Below are 16,325 nucleotides of genomic sequence, written 5' to 3'. Positions count from 1 at the left end.
CTACTCTGCGTCACTCTTAGTACGCTTAGTCTTCTTCGGCTTACTGTGTGGCTTTTTCTTGCGTGCTTTTTTCACTTTCGGCTTTTTAGCGCCTTCAGTGTCACTGCGTTTTGCTCCATTTGGGCGAGGCTTTTCTGCTACTGCAGGCTCTGGTCGCTTGGTTGGTTCAATCGCAGGTGTTGCACGAGTGCCGCCTTTTGTTGCCGCACGTTTTTTCTCTTTCGCTTTGCGTTTGGCATCTGCTGCGCGTTTCTTCGCAGTCTTACCTTTGCCGCGTAGCTTACGGCTTGTTTCGATTAATTCAAAGTCAATTTGCTTGTCATTTAAGTTAACCGCAAGCACTTTCACTTTCACCGCATCGCCTAGGCGATAGATGTTACCGAAGCTTTCACCGATAAGTCTTTGACCAATCGGATCAAATTGGTAATAGTCGTTCGCTAACGTCGAAATATGCACCAAACCATCGATGTGCAGCTCTGTCAGACGAACAAAGAAACCAAAGCTGGTCACGTTTGCAATAACACCATCCAACTCGTCGCCAACATGGTCTTGCATGTATTCACACTTCAACCAATCAGCCACTTCACGAGTTGCGTCGTCTGCACGGCGCTCTGTCATCGAACATTGCTCACCATAGAAGTCCATGTCGTCAAACGAGTAGTGGTAACCGCCGGTTGGCGTCCAACGATCCTGGTTACGGCCTTCTTCTTTAGCAATCAGGTACTTGATTGCGCGGTGCAACAGCAGGTCTGGGTAACGACGAATTGGCGACGTGAAGTGCGCGTAACGTTTCAGCGCTAGACCAAAGTGGCCTGCATTGTCTGCGTTGTAGACCGCTTGCTTCATTGAGCGCAGCAACATGGTTTGAATCAGCTCTTTGTCCTGACGTTCTGCGATTTGTTTTACCAAATCGGCATAGTCGGTTGGTGATGGCTCTAGACCACCTTTCAGATCCAGACCTAACTCACTTAGGAAGTCACGGAAACCTTGCAGACGCAGTTCACCCGGAGATTCGTGAACACGGTACAACGCTGGTTCTTTCGCTTTCTCAACATAAGACGCTGAAGCGATGTTCGCGAGGATCATACATTCTTCGATGATCTTGTGTGCGTCGTTACGAATCACTGGCTCGATGCTTTCAATCTTACGATCCGCGTTGAAGATGAACTTAGCTTCAACGGTTTCGAATTCGATCGCACCACGGTTATCACGCGCTTCTTTAAGTACTTTGTACATCGCGTGCAACTCTTCAAGATGAGGAACGACAGCGTGATAACGCATACGTAGTTCTTCATCCCCTTCTAGAATCGCGCCCACTTTGTTGTAAGTCAGACGAGCGTGCGAGTTCATCACGGCTTCGTAGTGCTTGTAGCCCGATAGTTTACCAGTGTCAGAGATGGTCATCTCACACACCATACACAAGCGATCTACCTGTGGGTTAAGTGAACACAAACCGTTTGATAGCACTTCAGGTAGCATTGGCACCACTTGCGATGGGAAGTACACCGAGTTACCACGGTTGATGGCTTCTTTATCCAGCGCAGAGTCTGTACGTACGTAGTAACTTACGTCAGCAATCGCAACCCATAGGCGCCAACCGCCACTCTTTTTCTTCTCACAGTAAACGGCGTCATCGAAGTCACGAGCGTCTTCACCATCGATGGTCACCAACGGTAAGTCACGCAGGTCGACACGACCTACTTTCGCTTCTTCTGGAACTTCTTCGCCCAGGTTTTCAATTTGCTTATCAACCGCTTCTGGCCAATCGTGTGGAATTTGGTGGGTACGAATTGCAATTTGCGTTTCCATGCCCGGCGCCATGTTTTCGCCAAGGACTTCAACCACTTTACCCATCATGCCACGTGAACGAGAGCCACGGTCAGTAATCTCAATCACGACCACGTTACCCATACGAGCCCCCGCTTTGTGCTCATTTGGGATCAGAATATCTTGGCTGATACGAGAGTCATCAGGCACAACGTATGAGTAGCCGTATTCAAGGAAGAAACGACCCACAATCTGCATATTGCGCTCTTCTAAAACACGCACAAGACGACCTTCACGACGACCACGCTTGCTGTTGTCAGTTGGTTGCACTAGCACGTAGTCACCGTGGATGATGTGCTTCATCTGGTGATGCGGCAGTACAATGTCATTATCCTTGCCGACACTGCCTTCTGGACGAACCCAACCATGGCCATCTTTGTGGCCAATTACGTAACCTTTCACCATCTCGAGTTTTTCTGGTAACGCGTAGCACTGACGGCGCGTAAACACGAGTTGGCCATCACGCTCCATTGCGCGCAGTCGACGACGTAAACCTTCGTACTGCTCTTCACCTTTAAGTTTCAGCGCTTCGAACAAATCATTGCGATTCATCGGTACGCCTGCTTCTTCTAGAAACTCAAGAATGAACTCTCGGCTTGGGATTGGATTTTCGTAATTTTTGGATTCACGATCTGCGAAAGGATCGTTTGGAATGTTGTCTGACATAGGCACGCCTATCTAGCAAGGAAGGTATAGAGCTAGTATATCCGAGTCTCTCGATAAGCTACAGAAATTGCTTTAAAAAAGAGTGTCAGTAAGAAGATTTATAAAGCGTTAAGAAGGCTAAGGACGAGCAAGTAAGATCAGCAGTTCTGAATTATCGCTCAGTAGCTCTTCAATCGTGCAGTCATCCAGTTCTGCAAGAAAGGCCAATTTCGCTTTCGCTAACTTTTCTTTTAGACGACATGCCGGCGTGATATGGCAGAATTCAACAGAGCAATTCACCAAATCTAATGGCTCTAAATCACGCACCACACCACCGACTGTGATTTCTTGCGGTGCTTTCATTAAACGAATGCCACCGTTCTTACCGCGCACTGTATGTACATAACCAAGCTGTCCAAGACGGTTGATCACTTTCACCATATGGTTACGTGATACACCAAATAAATCAGTCACTTCGGTAATATTTGTTAGCTCATCTTTTGGCAATGATGCCAAGTAGATTAAGGTTCTGAGCGCGTAGTCGGTAAAGCTGGTTAACTGCATATTGCTATCCTCTCTAATAGCAAAATTGTAATTCTTTTCTTGATCAAAAGATACATTTGAGATACAACTTTAAACATGCATTACAAATACAACTTTAAATAGGAATCCATTATGCTCAGCAACCAAACCATTGATATCGTGAAAGCAACCGCCCCTATTATCGCTGAAACTGGCCCGAAGTTAACTGCTCATTTTTACGATCGCATGTTCACCCATAACCCTGAGTTAAAAGACATTTTCAACATGAGTAACCAGCGTAATGGTGACCAACGTGAAGCTCTATTTAATGCAATCTGTGCTTATGCTGCCAACATCGATAACCTGCCAGCACTGCTTGGTGCAGTAGAGAAGATCGCCCACAAGCACACCAGTTTTATGATCACTAAAGATCAGTACCAAATCGTTGGCACACATCTACTGGCGACGATCGACGAATTGTTATCTCCGGGTCAGGAAGTGATTGATGCATGGGCAGAAGCTTATGGCGTGCTTGCGAACGTGTTCATTCAACGTGAAGAGCAAATCTACCAAGAGAATGCGGCACTTCAAGGCGGCTGGCGTGGGCTGCGCGAATTTGAGTTGGTGGGCAAGCAGCTTGAAAGTGAAAACATCTGTAGCTTTGTTTTCAAACCAACCGATGGTGAAATGGTTTCTGAGTACAAACCGGGGCAATACCTAGGTATCTACATCAACAGCGATAAGTTTGAAAACCAAGAGATTCGCCAATACAGCCTATCCTCTGCAGTTCAAGAGAACACTTACCGTATCTCGGTAAAACGCGAACAAGGCGGCAAAGTGTCTAACTTCCTGCACGATGATCTGAACATCGGCGACAAAGTGCAGCTCGCAGCACCGGCAGGTGACTTCTTTATGGACGTAGATGCTTCTACACCAGTTGTTTTGGTGTCAGCGGGCGTTGGTCTAACTCCGACTTTATCAATGCTTGAGAGCCTTTCTGAGCACCAAGCGTCAGTAACCTGGGTGCATGCAGCAGAAAACGGTCAACAGCACGCATTCAAACAGCACGTAAACCAGCTTGTGAATGCAAAAGAAAACATGAACTCGCTAGTGTGGTACAACCAACCAACAGCAGATGACAAGATGGGTGAAGATTTCCACTTCAGTGGTTTTGTAAACCTGAAGGAAATTGAAGCCGCCCTTAAGCAAGACAACGTGCAAGTCTACTTCTGTGGCCCTGTTGGCTTTATGCAGCACGTCGCGAAGCAGCTGCTTGAGCTTGGTGTAGCGCAAGACCAATTCCACTACGAGTGCTTCGGCCCACACAAAGTCGTTTAATCACTCACGATTACGCTTCGGGAAAAACAACAAAGCCCACATGATGTGGGCTTTGTTGTATGTATTGGCAGAGCTTTATGAAGTTACTGGTATTTTAAGAGTACATCTACCAGAAGGTGTCGCGGCGCTTAGCACGCGCAATAATGTTTTGCGGCATACGTTGCTCAAGACCACTTCTCAGCATCGCAATACGCTTGTGTTTTCTTTGATCGGCAGTCACCGAGTTGTACAACCAACGGTAAGCATCTTCGTAGTCGAGCGGACTGCCGTAATCACGCAACAGCAGCTCAGCAAGATGAATACGCGCATTTAGATTGCCCATTGCCGCCGCTTCTCGCAGGTATGGGATTGCACGTTCCTTATCTTGTTGGACTAAAGTACCACGAGAGTAATAGCGACCTAGCTGCTCTAGTGCAGCTGGCAAACCTTGGTGGGCTGCGTTTTCCATGTAGTAAAGACCGAGTTCTACGTCTTGTTCTACACACACGCCCCACGCCAACATATCGCCATAAAGGAATTCATAAGACGGCAAGTTAATGCGCGTCGCACGTGCCACGATATCTTCTACCAACTGGCAGTTATCAGCGCGCACGCGCTCTAGGTGCTTATTCTGCTCAATAAGCTTTATAAGCTCTGCTTCGGTGTAGATGGGGACAGGCGCCCCTACATCGGCAACATTTGCCTTAGCCGATGTCGCACTCAGCATCAATAACAGTGAAGCAGCCACTGTTCGTAACTTCATAAATGTACTCTTTAAGGTATCTAAGAAACCAAAGATCAGCCAAGGATCTCCTCTGCTTGATAACCTTATCGGCAAAGGTCAGTTAAGCTTTAGGCAATTTTTGCCTCCTACCTAAGCTTAACGGCAAATATTTGCCACAGTGAGTCGCATTTTTCAGTAATGAACCTAACTCACAGATACAAAAAAGCCAGCGATAAACGCTGGCTTTTACAACTGTCTGAACAATCAGGAATTAAGCACCGTATGGGTGAACCTTGATGATTGTTTCGTTACGGTCAGGACCTGTAGAAATGATGTCTACTGGTACACCTGTTAGTTCTTCGATACGTTTGATGTAATCAAGAGCAGCTTGTGGAAGCGCATCGATTGATTTAGCACCAAATGTTGTCTCAGACCAACCAGGCATTGTTTCGTAGATTGGCGTTGCTTCTTCGAATGACTCAGCAGCCATTGGAGAAACTTCTAGGATAGCGCCATCTTTCATCTTGTAACCAGTACAGATCTTGATCTCTTTAAGACCATCAAGAACGTCTAGTTTAGTTAGACACATACCTGTTAGAGAGTTGATTTGGATTGCACGACGCATTGCTACTGCATCAAACCAACCTGTACGACGTAGACGACCAGTCGTTGCACCAAACTCGTGGCCAACATCACCTAGGTGTTTACCAACTGGATCTTGCTTATCTAGACCGTCGTATAGTTCTGTAGGGAATGGACCTGAACCAACGCGAGTACAGTACGCCTTAGTGATACCAAGGATGTAACCGATGTGACGAGGACCAAAACCAGAACCTGCAGCAACACCACCAGCAGTCGTGTTAGAAGAAGTTACGTACGGGTAAGTACCGTGGTCGATATCTAGTAGCGTACCTTGAGCACCTTCGAACATGATCTTGTCGCCGCGCTTACGTGCTGCGTCTAGTTCGTCAGTTACGTCCATAACCATTGAAGTTAGTAGATCCGCGTAACCCATGCACTGCTCAAGAACTTCATCGTAGCTTACTGTGTCAGCTTTGTAGAAGTGCTCTAGTTGGAAGTTATGGAATTCCATTACTTCTTTCAGTTTCTCAGCGAACATTTCTTTATCGAAAAGGTCACCAACGCGTAGACCGCGACGAGCAACTTTATCTTCGTATGCTGGACCGATACCACGACCCGTTGTACCGATAGCTTTCGCGCCACGAGCGATTTCACGCGCGTTGTCGATAGCGATATGGTACGGAAGAATTAGAGGACAAGCTTCAGAAACGAAAAGACGCTCACGTACTGGGATACCGCGCTCTTCAAGAGGCTTCATTTCTTTCAGAAGTGCTTCAGGCGATAGTACAACGCCATTACCGATAACACATTTTACGTTATCGCGAAGGATACCTGATGGAATTAAGTGAAGAACGGTTTTTTCACCGTCAATTACAAGTGTGTGACCTGCATTGTGACCGCCTTGGTAGCGTACCACGTATTTTGCATCTTCAGTTAAAAGGTCTACAATTTTACCTTTACCTTCGTCACCCCATTGGGTGCCTAGAACGACTACGTTATTTCCCATCTTTCCAAGTCTGATTGCTAGTTAAAAATGGATTCTAGCACCGAATCACTCTTCTTGCAGTCATTTTTTGTTCACAGAGTTGATACTAGAATGCAAACTCGCCAACCTTGTTCATTTCGAAATCACTACATCACTGATAATATTTACTTTTCATAACTCAACTAGGAATCATGATGTCTGAGTCTATTTGGCTAGCGATAGGGCTAGTATTGATTGTTGAAGGTATTGGGCCGTTGGTCGCCCCAAATGGCTGGCGTAACATGGTGGCTCAGTTGAGTGAACAACCTGATAACCATTTACGTCGCATTGGTGGTTGCTTAGTAGTGGCCGGTGCTGTCATCGCTATCATGATGAGTTAATCGCACTTCTGAATCCTATCTCAAGTCTGTTTAGCACACACCGATAGGTGCAAAATAGAGATACAAAAAAGGCTCCATCACGGAGCCTTTTCAATTTGCTTGAACGCTGAGCTTATTTCGCTTCTGCGCCTTTCGCATTGTTCATGTATTGGAAGAATTCACTCTTCGGATCCAGAACAAGGATGTCACTCTTAGAGCTGAACGATTTCTCGTAAGCCTTTAGAGAGCGTAGGAAGCTGAAGAACTCAGGATCTTTATTGTACGCATCTGCGTAGATCTTCGCCGCTTCTGCATCTGCTGCACCTCGTGTTACACGAGCTGTTTTGTCTGCTTCTGCAAGAATCGTTGCCACTTCAAGCTCAGCTTGTGCACGGATGACTTCTGCTTTCTCACGACCTTGAGAGCGGAACTTACGCGCTACTGACTCACGTTCTGCACGCATACGACGGTAAATCGACTCACTGATTTCATCAGGTAGGTTGATTTTCTTAATACGAAAATCAACAACCCTAACACCAAGGTCTTTCATCGCACTTTCTCGCGTATCGCTGAGAACTTCAGACATGATCACATCACGTTCACCATCAATTTCTAGAGCTTTAAGAGCGGCTTCAGTCGTTAGTTCACCTTCAACTTCGCCGACCAAATCTTGGCTCTTCTTACGTGGCCCTGAAATAATCTGCTTGATTTCACGCGAACCAATTTCTGAACGTAAAACGTCAGTTACTTTACGCTCTAAAAGTGCTTCAGCTGTCAGCGTGTTACCGCCACCAGTTGCTAGATAGTAACGACCGAAATCTTCAATACGCCACTTCGCGTAGGTATCGATGATTACGTCTTTTTTCTCAGACGTTACGAAACGGTCAGCACGGCCATCCATTGTTTGGATACGTGCGTCCAGTTTTTTAACACGATCGAACAGCGGCATTTTAAAATGCAAACCCGGCTCGTAAATTCGAGTGATGTCGTTATTGTCTTTTAAGACACGACCGAATCGAACCACAATACCGCGTTCACCTTCAGGAATCACAAACAGTGACATCAGCATTAATGCCAGTGCGATGACCAGTACAGGGATCATTAACTTACGCATTCTTAGTATCTCCCTTGACGTGTACCAGTTGAACGAGACTGCGTGTTCGAAGTGTCTTCTTGCGAACGCTCAGATTCCAATTGGATATGATCGTACGTTGAAGTCGATTTCGATTTACGTTTAGTGTCTGTTTGACCATCTTGACCAGCCAATTTATCAATTGGAAGGTAAAGAAGGTTACCGCTAGATTCAGAGTCAATCAGCACTTTCGATGTGCTTGAGTAAACCTCTTCCATCGTGTCTAGGTACAGACGGTCACGAGTTACACCCGGTGCCGCTTGGTATTCAGGTAGTAGTTTTTCAAACTGAGCTACTTGACCAAGTGCTTCGTTAGTTACACGCTCGTTGTAACCTTGCGCTTCTTTCTTCAAACGCTCTGCACGACCAGTTGCTTTAGGCAAGATTTCGTTCTTGTAAGCTTCTGCTTCACGGATGAAACGCTCTTCATCCTCACGTGCTGCGATTGCATCATCAAACGCATCTTTCACTTGCTCTGGCGGACGCGCAGACTGAAAGTTCACGTCAACAATCACGATGCCCATATCGTAGCTATCGATGATTTGGTTTAGCGTTTCTTGTGTCGTTTGACGGATTTGCTGACGACCACTTGTTAGGATGCTATCCATCAGTGAGTCACCAATTACCGCACGTAACGCAGAATCCGTTGCTTGACGCAAGCTGTCATCCGCATTGGTTACGCGATATAGATATTTGTATGGGTCAGCAACACGATATTGAACGTCCATCGCTACCGTTACTACGTTTTCATCTTTAGTCAGCATTAGACCTGATGCACGTAGCGAACGAATCGCTTGCACGTTAACCGCTTCGTATTCGTCGATAAAACGAGGACGCCAGTTCAGACCTGGGTCCACGATACGGTCGTATTTACCTAAACGCAGCACGACACCGCGCTCTGCTTCACCGATGGTGTAAAAGCCAGCGAAGAACCACACCGCAATCGCGATAACTGCAATGACACCAAAGCCAATCGCACTACCGCCACCGCCGATAGGTGAACCACCGCCGCCGCCTTTTTTACCAAATTTGCCCCCCAGCTTTTGACTCAGTTTGCTGAACACTTCATCTAAATCTGGCGGACCTTGATCTCGGCCACCAGGACGCTGGCCACCACGATTATTATTACCCCAAGGGTCATTATCGCGGCCATTGTTGCCGTTGTTATTTCCAGGCTCATTCCACGCCATTAGAAAGCTCCATCATTTGATATGACGTTATACTGTAGCAGTCCTTTAAGTGACTATAAAGTCGACTAAAACTGCCCCTTCTCTTTTTTCAAGTCTAGACCAATCTACCTGTTGCATTCGAATATTGATCAACAAGTTACCTTCCTGGTCATATTCCTCACGTTGAATACACTTCATTTGGAAGAATGTACTACGGAATCGTCCTTGATACTGTGGAGGAATTCGCAACTGATGCTCAACCATTTGCGACGCTAAACGCTCGGTCAGCGCGTCAAACAGAAGATCAATGCCTAATCCGTCCATCGCGGAAACCCAGACCGTACGAGGCACGCCTTCCTCATCACGTTCTATACGTGGTTTCTGTTCTTCTAGATTGTCAATCTTGTTCATTACTACGAGTGTCGGCACTTCATGTGCGTCGATCTCTTCTAAGACTTCATGAACAGCTTGAATATTCTCACGAAAACGCTCGTCACTGGCATCAACAACATGTAACAAAATGTCAGCTTCTTGCGTTTCCTGCAAGGTCGCTTTGAAGGCTGCAACCAAATCGTGAGGTAGGTGTCGGATAAAACCAACGGTATCTGCAAGTATTGCAGGCCCTACATCTGCTAACTCTATCTTACGTAAAGTTGGGTCAAGAGTAGCAAACAGTTGATCTGCCGCGTAAACGCCAGCTTCTGTAATACGGTTGAAGAGTGTAGACTTACCCGCGTTGGTGTAGCCCACGAGAGAAACCGTTGGGATTTCAGCTCGGTTTCGGGCACGACGCCCTTGTTCACGCTGCTTCGCGACTTTTTCAAGACGACGAAGGATAGCTTTAATTCTGTCACGCAATAAACGACGGTCGGTTTCTAACTGGGTTTCACCTGGCCCACGTAGACCGATGCCGCCTTTCTGCCTTTCAAGGTGCGTCCAACCGCGAATTAAACGAGTAGAAATATGACGAAGTTGGGCTAGCTCGACTTGCAGCTTACCTTCGTGTGTTCGTGCTCGTTGAGCAAAGATATCGAGGATGAGACCGGTGCGGTCGAGGACTCGACATTTGCACAGTGCTTCGAGGTTACGTTCTTGGGCAGGAGAGAGGGAGTGATTAAAAATCACAATTTCAGCACCAGTTAATTGTACCGCAGTAGCAATTTCTTGCGCCTTACCCTCTCCGACATAGTATTTCGGGTGTGGGGATTGACGACTGCCAGTCACAACTTGCAGCGCCTCTACCCCAGCGGAAGATACCAGCATTTCGAATTCAGCCAAGTCTTCCCATTCACCTTCTTGCGTGAAGTTGATATGAACAAGTACGGCTCGCTCACCGGATTCATAACGGTCAAACAAGCAATCAACTCCTTATTTTAGCAATACTAAATGAAGAATTAATCTTCAGATTTCTCTTGTGGACGGTCACCTTGAGGACGATCACCACTGTGGTGGCTCACTGGACGAGCCGGAACAACGGTAGAGATTGCGTGCTTGTACACCATTTGGTTAACAGTGTTCTTCAATAGGATCACGAACTGATCGAAAGATTCGATCTGACCTTGCAGTTTGATACCGTTCACAAGGTAGATAGATACCGGGATACGCTCACGACGTAGCGCATTTAGGAATGGGTCTTGTAGAGATTGCCCCTTAGCCATTTTATTTTCCTTATTTAATTTGTAGTTGTAATTATTTAGCTAGTGGTGCAATGCAAAAGGTACTGCTTTTTGCATCTGAGCTAAACGAATCAAAAATGCACTCTAAGTAATTAGCAGCATAGTATAAAAACCGCCAATAACAGATCCTTTGAGAGTGCGTTCACGCAAAAACGATCACATTATACACAGCTATCTCAATCAGATGCTATTGCTTCTGACATGGTTTCAAGTGCCTGTTCAATGTTATCGCTATCCAACCAAGTTAAATCATTCCAGCTGCGTAACCAGGTGATTTGACGCTTGGCCAATTGACGAGTTGCACATATGCCACGAAAAACGGCTTCGTCACGTGTGCAGTCCCCATCTAAGTACTCCCACATCTGTCTGTAGCCGACGCAACGGATAGAAGGAAGATCAGGGTGAAGATCTTTGCGCGCATACAACGCTTTCATTTCCTCTTCAAAACCCGCTTCCATCATCTTATCGAAACGTAGTTCAATTCGACGGTGAAGTTCTGCCCTGTCCTTGGGAGCTATTGCAAACTGTTTGACTCGGTAAGGCAAGCTGTCGCCTTTTGTTTGAGTCAACTCAGTAAGAGTTTTACCTGAAATGCGGAATACTTCCAATGCCCTAGATAAACGTTGAGGATCATTAGGATGGATTCTCGCAGCTGACACAGGATCAATCTCTTTCAGCTCATCGTGCAACACCGACCAACCTTTAGTCAATGCCTCTTGCTCAATTTGCTGACGAATTTCAGGATTTGCAGCAGGAAGTGGTGATAAGCCTTCAAGTAAGGCCTTGTAATACAACATGGTTCCGCCGACTAGTAGCGGAATTTTTCCTTCTGCAACAATGTCATCCATTGCCTGTAGTGCATCACGACGGAAGTCCGCCGCAGAGTATGATTCACTTGGATCAAGAATATCGATAAGACGATGTGGCGCTAGACTCAGCTCGCGCTCATCAGGTTTCGCCGTACCAATGTTCATGTCTTTGTAGATCAACGCCGAATCCACGCTGATGATCTCAACCGGATACTTTTGGCGAAGGCGAATCGCTAGTTCTGTTTTACCTGATGCGGTTGGCCCCATTAGGAATAGCGCCAAAGGTAGTTTGTCTGTCATGGTCTTAATTTGGCAATCGTGGCAGAGAAATCAACAGCAGACACAAATTTTGTGTCTTCTAATGGCAATTGACCATGTCTTAACTGTTCAAGTTCCGCAATAATTTGAATGGCTTCGGAAAGAGTATAGTGGCTCTTAACAGTGGTGACCTGCAAAGCAAGCCAATCTATCAGCTCTGATAACAGCTGAGCCGTTGCTCCCTCTCCCCGCACGCGAGTTTGCGCGTAAGATAACAGATCTGGTATCAAGTTTTGTAAGTTTTGTTGACGCAGTGGTGATGGCACGCCCATAACCATCAGAGCTTTATCATTTCTCGCTTTAAGCTGGATGCCCAACTGAGCAAAGTCTTGCTGATAATCCTGCGCGAGCTGAACCATCTCAGGCTCTAGCTTCACCGATAATGGCACCAGTAACGGTTGAGCTTTTAACGCTCCATCGCTCGGTGTGAGCTGACCTTTGGTTCGATAGAACTCTGCTCTTGGCAGTGCAACCAAAGCCACACCACTATCGCTGCTCATCAAGACAAACTGCTCGTCCACCACAGCCAGCGCTTTACTTAATGCCGTAACTGGCGGTAAAGCAGCTTCTGCCGATGGGCTAACTGACGCTTTTGGCGCTTCTTTTTGAGGCTCAAAATCAGGCGTCTGAAGCAACTCGTGATAAGCACGAACTTCTTGTTTACTTGGTGCAGGCTCGGCATGACGTTGTTCTTTACTTGAAGCTGGTTTAGGCGCAGGCTTTGATTCAATCCAATCTGTTCGCTTAAAAGAATCCACCGCTCGCGCTTCTCGTACAGAAGCGTCACTTGGTGCCCTATCGCGAGGTTTCGCTTCATAGTCTGAACGCCCCGGATAAGCTGGAGTGTTATCAATCGCTTGATAGACTTGCTCTGGCACAGGAGAGGTCACAGGCTCTGGTGCGCTGACTGGTTCTTGATTTGCCGTGCTCGCCTCAAAAGATTCAACAGGATCGGCATGGTGGAACGCGGATTCGTTGACGTGGGGTTTATCAATCACTGAGCTTTGTGCAAGCGCATCTGCCAAAGCTTGATAGATAAAGTCATGCACTAAGCGGGCTTGATGGAAACGCACTTCATGCTTAGCAGGGTGCACGTTAACGTCCACTTGGTGCGGGTCGAGCTCAATAAACAATACATACGCGGCGAACTGATCCGGCTTTAAGCTGGTTTCGTAACTTTGGCGAATCGCGTGGTTGATCAACTTGTCACGCATCATGCGACCATTCACGTAGCAGTATTGTAAGTCACTCTGCTGTCTCGCCCCTTCTGGCGTGGTAATCCAGCCATGCAGCTTAAGACCTTGATGCTCCAACTCGATACGTAGCATATTACGCACAAAGGCATTACCACATACTGCAGCAATACGCTTTTCGGTTTGAAGCTGGTTCTTTGCCGCACGGTATTGGCGAATCATTTTGCCGTTATGGCGCACGTTGATAGTGACATCAAAGCGGCTCAATGCAATGCGCTTCAATAATTCATCGATATGAGCAAATTCAGTTTTCTCAGTACGAAGGAACTTACGACGAGCGGGGGTGTTAAAAAACAAATCGAGCACTTCAACCGACGTACCAATTGGGTGTGCGGTCGGTTGCAACTTAACCTTCATGTCGCGCCCTTCCGAATAGGCGCTCCAAGCTTGTTCTTGTGCCGCTGGACGAGAGGTCATGGTCAGGCGCGATACCGAACTGATACTCGCTAGCGCCTCACCACGGAAACCCAAACTCATGATGGCTTCAAGATCGTCCAATGTGTGGATCTTAGAGGTGGCATGACGACTCAACGCCAGACCTAACTCATCTTTCACAATCCCTTTGCCGTTATCGCGCACGCGAATCAGCTTAGCGCCCCCTTTCTCGATATCAATATCAATTCGAGTGGCACCAGAGTCGAGACTGTTTTCTACCAGTTCTTTCACGACAGAGGCGGGCCTTTCAACCACTTCCCCTGCCGCGATTTGGTTTGCCAGCCGAGCAGGCAAAATCTTAATGGTCATGATGAGTTATAAGCTCACTTATTTATTTGGAATGATCAGCACCTGTCCCACGGCGAGTTCATCAGAACGCAGGTTATTCGCTTTGCGGATGCTGGAAACACTCACGCCGTATTTCGACGCAATCTTACCTAGGTATTCACCACGAGCAACCTTGTGCTTGCGGATTGGCTTGTCTTTCACTGCGACCGTGATCTTCAATTTCTGACCAACCCAAACTGTGTCTGATTTCAGATTGTTCTCGCGACGAATATCCGCAATCTTCACCTTGTAATGGCTAGCGATCTTACCGAGGAACTCACCAGACTTAACGGTATGTGTGATCGTCTCGGTCTCAACAGTATTTGGGGTATTCGGAACAGAAACCGACACCGCACCAGTACCAGGAATTTTCAACTTCTGACCAACCGCCAAACCGCTTGATTTAAGCTTGTTCGCACTCATGATTGCTTTGGTCGACGTACCGTATTTCTGAGCAATCACAGACAATGACTCACCACGCTTTACTGTGTGAACCGAAGGCTTAGAAGAAGACGAGAACACCGTACCTTCTGGCGGGTTATCTTTCAGGTATTGCACTACCGCTTTAGTGATCGCTCGCGCTAACTTGTCTTGGTGAGAGCGTTGGAACAGCAGCTTCTCTTCCGTTGGGTTCGAGATAAAGCCCGTTTCAACCAAAACAGACGGAATCTGCGGAGAGCGCAAAACTGCCAAGCTGGTATTGATTGGTTTCGAGTTGTGTAGACGAGCAACTTTGCCCATCTCACCTAGAATGTTTGTTGCTAATTTATAGCCTTCCTTCTGCGAATGGCTGAACTGAAGATCTAATAAGGTTTGGTTGACGTTGCGGTCATTTGAATTACTCACAAACGCCGTACCCGATCCGCCGAGCAATTCAGATTGTCTCTCGTGGTTTTCGACCCAACGTGAAATTTCGGTGTTTGCACGACGCGTGTTTAATACGAACACCGAACCACCGCGCGGCTTTGGTGAAGTAAATGCATCAGCGTGGATTGAAATTAGCAGGTGTGCATTGTTCTCACGAGCAATTGCAACGCGTCGGTTAAGGTTAACAAAGTAGTCACCGCTGCGCGTCATTCGTGTTTTGATCCCCGGTACTGCATTTAACTGAGCAGAAAGCTTGCGAGAAATGCTCAGTACCGCGTCTTTTTCGTATTTGCGGCGTGATGGTCCAATCGAGCCTGGGTCTTCACCACCGTGACCTGGGTCAATCACGATAAGAATTTCTTGTGCACGTTGCACCGTGCTCATGTCTTTGCTCGGTGTCGCTGGCTTACTCGGTTTAGTCGCACTGGTTGCTGGTGTGGATTTCTTTGCACCATGCGGCAAATCGATCACTAAGCGGTGGCCATATTGTCCAGCAGGTGTTGGTTTAAGCGTGAATAGCTCCGCTTTAACATTCTTCTTCAGCTCGAACACCAAACGGAATGTGTCTTTGTTGGGCGGCGAACTCTTACGAACGCGCTTTAACACTGGGCTGTCGGTTACCGTAACAGGCAACTTAGCTTGCATAGAGGTGTTTTTGAGATCCACCACTAAGCGATCCGGGCTAGATAAAGAGAAATAGGAATAGTCAGCTTCCGCATTCAGATCGATGACGACACGAGTCTCATCAGGTGAAGGCCAAACTCGGAAACTTTTTACGACGTTAGCAAATGCTAAATTGGGGATGATAAGGAGAAAAGTGGCGACAAATGCCGCCACTACTCTAAATTTTGAAAGACTCAACATAGCTCCAATCGACTGAGTAACTGCACACCATATTCATTGTTCGCCGTTAATTCGGCTACGCGCTGCTCGCCCTGGTAGCGAATATCCACATCAAGATCCGGTTGTGGCAGCATTCCTTGCCCTTTTTCTGGCCATTCCACCAAACAAATCGCATCATCCGTGAAGTAATCGCGAATCCCCATGAATTCTAATTCTTCCGGATCAGCCAGTCGGTAAAGATCAAAGTGGTAAACTTGCCACTTATCCAATTGATAAGGTTCAACCAAAGTATAGGTCGGGCTTTTTACATTTCCTTGATGACCAAGAGCACGGACAAAACCACGACTGAAGGTTGTTTTACCTGCACCCAGATCGCCATGCAAATAAATGGTGGTTTGTTGAGAACAAAGCTGAGCCAATGCGGTGCCCAGTGCTACCGTTTCATGCTCATCTTTAAGATTAAATTGTTTCGTGCTCATTGATGTTTCTCTAACTAATGATCGTTGACTATATAAAAATCAAAAGAACAGGAATA

Annotated in this window: 14 protein-coding genes; 2 read left to right on the top strand and 12 right to left on the bottom strand. The window is 46.8% G+C overall.

Annotated elements, in window-relative coordinates; translation table 11 throughout:
- Both rnr and nsrR read right to left on the bottom strand, forming a co-directional pair.
- A complete protein-coding gene (rnr, locus tag KIO97_RS06025) occupies positions 1-2,493 on the bottom strand; it encodes a ribonuclease R (RefSeq protein WP_285381474.1) in 2,493 nt (830 codons plus the stop codon).
- A 117-nt stretch (positions 2,494-2,610) separates the two neighbouring features.
- Complete coding sequence (nsrR, locus tag KIO97_RS06020) at positions 2,611-3,036, bottom strand: nitric oxide-sensing transcriptional repressor NsrR (protein ID WP_005432776.1); 426 nt, start codon at positions 3,034-3,036, stop codon at positions 2,611-2,613.
- Between the two features lie 111 nt (positions 3,037-3,147).
- On the opposite strand from nsrR, the gene hmpA reads away from it, so the two are divergent.
- The gene (gene hmpA, locus KIO97_RS06015; protein WP_285381472.1) at positions 3,148-4,332 is read left to right on the top strand and encodes an NO-inducible flavohemoprotein; all 1,185 of its coding nucleotides are present in this window, start codon (positions 3,148-3,150) and stop codon (positions 4,330-4,332) included.
- A gap of 106 nt (positions 4,333-4,438) precedes the next feature.
- Here hmpA and KIO97_RS06010 read toward each other — a convergent pair whose 3' ends face one another.
- Positions 4,439-5,074 carry a tetratricopeptide repeat protein gene (locus KIO97_RS06010; RefSeq protein WP_010648920.1) on the bottom strand — a complete coding sequence of 212 codons (636 nt, stop codon included), beginning with the start codon at positions 5,072-5,074 and terminating at the stop codon, positions 4,439-4,441.
- A gap of 232 nt (positions 5,075-5,306) precedes the next feature.
- Positions 5,307-6,623 carry an adenylosuccinate synthase gene (locus KIO97_RS06005; protein WP_005432780.1) on the bottom strand — a complete coding sequence of 439 codons (1,317 nt, stop codon included), beginning with the start codon at positions 6,621-6,623 and terminating at the stop codon, positions 5,307-5,309.
- A gap of 173 nt (positions 6,624-6,796) precedes the next feature.
- On the opposite strand from KIO97_RS06005, the gene KIO97_RS06000 reads away from it, so the two are divergent.
- Positions 6,797-6,982 (top strand): DUF2065 domain-containing protein, encoded by a 186-nt coding sequence (locus KIO97_RS06000; protein ID WP_005432777.1) that lies wholly within the window; start codon positions 6,797-6,799, stop codon positions 6,980-6,982.
- 112 nt (positions 6,983-7,094) lie between these two features.
- Here the strand turns inward: KIO97_RS06000 and hflC are convergent, their stop codons facing one another.
- The 8 genes from hflC to tsaE form a co-directional block, all read right to left on the bottom strand.
- Positions 7,095-8,075, bottom strand: a complete 981-nt coding sequence (gene hflC, locus KIO97_RS05995; protein WP_005432778.1) for a protease modulator HflC — start codon at positions 8,073-8,075, stop codon at positions 7,095-7,097.
- Positions 8,076-8,077: 2 nt separating this feature from the next.
- Positions 8,078-9,283, bottom strand: a complete 1,206-nt coding sequence (hflK, locus tag KIO97_RS05990) for an FtsH protease activity modulator HflK (protein WP_045370270.1) — start codon at positions 9,281-9,283, stop codon at positions 8,078-8,080.
- 45 nt (positions 9,284-9,328) lie between these two features.
- On the bottom strand, positions 9,329-10,618 hold the full coding sequence (gene hflX / locus KIO97_RS05985) for a ribosome rescue GTPase HflX (protein WP_005532170.1): 1,290 nt from the start codon (positions 10,616-10,618) through the stop codon (positions 9,329-9,331).
- A 38-nt stretch (positions 10,619-10,656) separates the two neighbouring features.
- Complete coding sequence (gene hfq / locus KIO97_RS05980) at positions 10,657-10,920, bottom strand: RNA chaperone Hfq (RefSeq protein WP_005438329.1); 264 nt, start codon at positions 10,918-10,920, stop codon at positions 10,657-10,659.
- 194 nt (positions 10,921-11,114) lie between these two features.
- Entirely contained in the window at positions 11,115-12,047 is a 933-nt protein-coding gene (gene miaA, locus KIO97_RS05975; protein WP_005451402.1) for a tRNA (adenosine(37)-N6)-dimethylallyltransferase MiaA, read from the bottom strand.
- Positions 12,044-14,062 (bottom strand): DNA mismatch repair endonuclease MutL, encoded by a 2,019-nt coding sequence (gene mutL / locus KIO97_RS05970; protein ID WP_212581846.1) that lies wholly within the window; start codon positions 14,060-14,062, stop codon positions 12,044-12,046. Before mutL ends, miaA begins: the two co-directional genes overlap by 4 nt.
- Positions 14,063-14,080: 18 nt before the next feature.
- A complete protein-coding gene (locus tag KIO97_RS05965) occupies positions 14,081-15,811 on the bottom strand; it encodes a LysM peptidoglycan-binding domain-containing protein (protein ID WP_081234810.1) in 1,731 nt (576 codons plus the stop codon).
- Positions 15,805-16,269, bottom strand: a complete 465-nt coding sequence (tsaE, locus tag KIO97_RS05960; RefSeq protein WP_005438321.1) for a tRNA (adenosine(37)-N6)-threonylcarbamoyltransferase complex ATPase subunit type 1 TsaE — start codon at positions 16,267-16,269, stop codon at positions 15,805-15,807. Before tsaE ends, KIO97_RS05965 begins: the two co-directional genes overlap by 7 nt.
- Between the last annotated feature and the right edge of the window lie 56 nt (positions 16,270-16,325).

Origin of the sequence: Vibrio sp. B181a (assembly GCF_030248375.1) — a bacterium.
In the GTDB taxonomy this organism is placed as follows: Bacteria; Pseudomonadota; Gammaproteobacteria; order Enterobacterales; family Vibrionaceae; genus Vibrio; species Vibrio campbellii.
The sequence above is the reverse complement of the archived record's forward strand: the minus strand, read 5'-3'. Positions and strand labels throughout refer to the sequence as shown.

Coding starts and splice junctions, on each gene's coding strand:
- rnr (WP_285381474.1), bottom strand. CDS start 2,493: ATGTCAGACAACATTCCAAACGATCCTTTCGCAGATCGTGAATCCAAA.
- nsrR (WP_005432776.1), bottom strand. CDS start 3,036: ATGCAGTTAACCAGCTTTACCGACTACGCGCTCAGAACCTTAATCTAC.
- hmpA (WP_285381472.1), top strand. CDS start 3,148: ATGCTCAGCAACCAAACCATTGATATCGTGAAAGCAACCGCCCCTATT.
- KIO97_RS06010 (WP_010648920.1), bottom strand. CDS start 5,074: ATGAAGTTACGAACAGTGGCTGCTTCACTGTTATTGATGCTGAGTGCG.
- KIO97_RS06005 (WP_005432780.1), bottom strand. CDS start 6,623: ATGGGAAATAACGTAGTCGTTCTAGGCACCCAATGGGGTGACGAAGGT.
- KIO97_RS06000 (WP_005432777.1), top strand. CDS start 6,797: ATGTCTGAGTCTATTTGGCTAGCGATAGGGCTAGTATTGATTGTTGAA.
- hflC (WP_005432778.1), bottom strand. CDS start 8,075: ATGCGTAAGTTAATGATCCCTGTACTGGTCATCGCACTGGCATTAATG.
- hflK (WP_045370270.1), bottom strand. CDS start 9,283: ATGGCGTGGAATGAGCCTGGAAATAACAACGGCAACAATGGCCGCGAT.
- hfq (WP_005438329.1), bottom strand. CDS start 10,920: ATGGCTAAGGGGCAATCTCTACAAGACCCATTCCTAAATGCGCTACGT.
- miaA (WP_005451402.1), bottom strand. CDS start 12,047: ATGACAGACAAACTACCTTTGGCGCTATTCCTAATGGGGCCAACCGCA.
- mutL (WP_212581846.1), bottom strand. CDS start 14,062: ATGACCATTAAGATTTTGCCTGCTCGGCTGGCAAACCAAATCGCGGCA.
- KIO97_RS05965 (WP_081234810.1), bottom strand. CDS start 15,811: ATGTTGAGTCTTTCAAAATTTAGAGTAGTGGCGGCATTTGTCGCCACT.
- tsaE (WP_005438321.1), bottom strand. CDS start 16,269: ATGAGCACGAAACAATTTAATCTTAAAGATGAGCATGAAACGGTAGCA.